At 42.3% G+C, this 3,230-nt stretch carries 2 protein-coding genes; both read right to left on the minus strand.

Annotated features, from left to right (window positions below):
- Positions 1-171 precede the first annotated feature (171 nt).
- On the minus strand, positions 172-1,047 hold the full coding sequence (gene metF, locus PAN06_RS13455; RefSeq protein WP_003008657.1) for a methylenetetrahydrofolate reductase [NAD(P)H]: 876 nt from the start codon (positions 1,045-1,047) through the stop codon (positions 172-174).
- Between the two features lie 113 nt (positions 1,048-1,160).
- Positions 1,161-3,230 (minus strand): 5-methyltetrahydropteroyltriglutamate--homocysteine S-methyltransferase (metE, locus tag PAN06_RS13460; protein WP_269796577.1); only part of this gene is annotated, 2,070 nt, incomplete at its 5' end.

Here is a 3,230-nt window from a genome sequence, read left to right on the forward strand (position 1 = left end):
AGGGGGTCCAAATAATTTCAGCTTAAGCTCTTTTTTCATTGCAAGCGCCTCCAAAAACTTCATATTAATACTATAAAAAAAAAGTTGGCTTTTAGCAAGTAATTTATCCAAATAAAAAGAGACTGAGAACGATTCTTTCTCAATCTCTACACTTCCTACTAAAAGTGTTGATTAATTCACTTCAAAATTCGGTTGATGAGCAAATAAAGCCTTTGTTGCTTGGTAGACGTGGTAAGCGACATCTTCATTGTTCATGGTGTAAAGATGGACACCTGCCACATCTTGAGTGACCAAATCAACGATTTGATCGACTGCATAGGCAAGTCCTGCTGCTCTGAGTGACTTTGGATCATGCTCATACTTGTCTAAAATCGCTTTAAACTTCCGTGGGATATGAACATTTTCACAAGTCTTAAGGAGGCGAAGGGCCTGATTGCGATTAAGAATCGGCATCACTCCTGCATGAATAGGAACATTGATCCCAGCCAAGGTACACTTATCTTGAAAATCATAGAAACGCTCATTGTCAAAGAAAAGTTGAGTGACCAAGCTAGAGCACCCTGCATCTACCTTCTTTTTAAGATTTTGAATATCTGAAATTTGGTTTGGAGAATCTGGATGTCCCTCAGGATAGCAGGCACCAATTACCTCAAAATGGGGCGCTTCTGTTTTGATAAATTCAATCAGATCCGTTGCATAACGAAAATCTTTTAAAGGTTCCACACCAGGGATAATATCCCCACGCAGAGCCAAAATCCGATGAACCCCTACTTCATCTAACTCATGAAGAGTATCGGCCACTTTTTCCTTGCTCAAATAGACGGCTGGTAAGTGAGCAATTGTCGGAATAGACAATTCATTTTGAATATAATTGGCTAAAGCAACCGTCGTCTCTTTGATATTATATTTATTATTGCTAGCGGTTACACTAATAAAGTGAGGAGCTAGCTCCTGCATATTTGCCAAGGCACGTAAGAGTTTGGCATTGCCTACTTCAGGATTTGGAGGAAAAACTTCAAATGACAGAGACGGTGTGTGTTGTGACATATTCTATCCTTTTCTTTTGTTTCTTTGATCAAGAACTCTGAGCCACTATTTCTAAGATAAGGGAACGATTCGAAAACCCTCTACACGATGATAGAAGGTCCTCGAAACAGTTCTTACAAGTGTTCACGCGCTTCTTTAGCAGCATTCACTAGTTTGATCAAGCTTTCTTTTGTTTCTTTAATTCCACGAGTCTTCAAACCACAGTCAGGGTTGATCCAAACTTTGCCACTTGGTACTTTAGCCAAGATTGCTTCGATGGTGTGATCAATTTCACCGTCTTGTGGGACACGTGGTGAGTGGATATCGTAAACCCCAGGTCCAACTTCTGTTTGGAAGTTTTTCGCTTTCAACTCATCCAAGATTTCAAGGTTTGAACGGCTTGCCTCAAATGAGATAACGTCTGCATCCAAGTTGTCGATAGCAGGGATGATATCTGTAAATTCTGAGTAACACATGTGAGTGTGGATTTGTGTATCTGGCGCTACAGTTGAGTGTACCAAACGGAAGGCTGGAATCGCCCAGTCAAGGTAATCTTCGTACCAGTCGCTACGACGAAGTGGCAATTTCTCACGAAGAGCAGCCTCGTCGATTTGGATGATTTTCACGCCTGCAGCTTCAAGGTCAAGAACTTCATCCTTGATAGCAAGAGCGATTTGAAGAGTAGAATCCTTGATAGAGATATCTTCGCGTGGGAATGACCAGTTAAGAATGGTAACAGGTCCAGTCAACATCCCTTTAACAGGTTTATCTGTACGGCTTTGTGCGTAGCTAGACCATTTCACAGTGATTGGGTTAAGACGAGTAACATCTCCCCAGATGATTGGTGGTTTCACCCCACGCATACCGTATGATTGTACCCAACCGTTTTTAGAGAAGAGGTAACCTGACAAGTTTTGACCGAAGTACTCAACCATGTCGTTCCGTTCAAATTCACCGTGTACAAGAACATCAAATCCAACTTCTTCTTGCCATTTGATCCATTCATCAATTGTTTCAGCAAGGAAGGCATCGTATTCTTCTTGAGTCAATTCACCCTTACGGAAGGCCAAACGTTTAGCACGAACTTCTTTCGTTTGAGGGAATGAACCGATGGTTGTTGTTGGAAGCGCTGGAAGTTTGAAGGATTCTTTTTGGATTTCTTCGCGTTCTGCGAAAGCTGGCAAACGAGTGTAGTCTGCTTCTGTCAACGCTGCGATACGAGCATGAAGTTCAGCATTTGCTCCGACACGTTCGGTTGCAAAGAGTTCTTTGTTGGCAGCAAGAGCTTCTGCACCTTGACCATTGCGGATGGCATCCAAATCACGCAATTCACCCAATTTTTCAACCGCAAAGGCGAAGTGGTCCAAAATAGCTGGTTCAAATTCTTCATTAGCAGTTGTAAATGGCACATGAAGAAGGGAGCAAGAAGTCGTCAAGACAACCTTTTCAGCTGGAACTTGATCCAAGATTTCTAAGCTCTTTTCATAGTTGTTGCGCCAGATGTTTTTCCCATTCACAATACCAGCATAAAGGGTCTTATCAGCTGGGAAGCCACCTTTCACCAATTCAAGTGTTTTCTTCCCTTCAACAAAGTCAAGACCAATACCATCTACTGGCAAGTTCACAAGGTCAGCGTAGACATCACGAACATCACCAAAGTAGGTTTGAATCAAGACTTCAAGGCCTTTCTTGTCCGCCAAGAGTTTGTTGTAGAGGTTCAAGAAGAGGGCTTTTTCTTCAGCTGACAAATCTTTGACAAGAGCTGGCTCATCGAGTTGGATACGAGTCGCACCAAGCTCTGCCAATTTTGCAAAGACTTCTTGGTAAGCAGCAACCAGGCTGTCGACGAAGTCTTCCGCTTTCACACCATCTTCAAAGTCAGATAATTGAAGGAATGTGAAGGGTCCAACGACTACTGGACGAGTGTTGATTCCCAATTCTTTAGCTTCTTGGTACTCATCAAAAATCTTGTGACCAGCCAATTTCACTTCTGTTGTTTTTTCAAATTTAGGAACAATGTAATGGTAGTTCGTGTTGAACCATTTTTTCATTGGAAGGGCACGCACATCCCCTTTTTCACCTTGATAACCACGCGCCAAAGCAAAGTATTGTTCAAGGTCTGTCAAATCCAAGTTTTGAACAGATGCAGGCACGACGTTGAAAAGGAAGGCTGCATCAAGAAAATTGTCGTAATGTGAGAAGTC

Source organism: Streptococcus sp. SM3 (assembly GCF_027497875.1).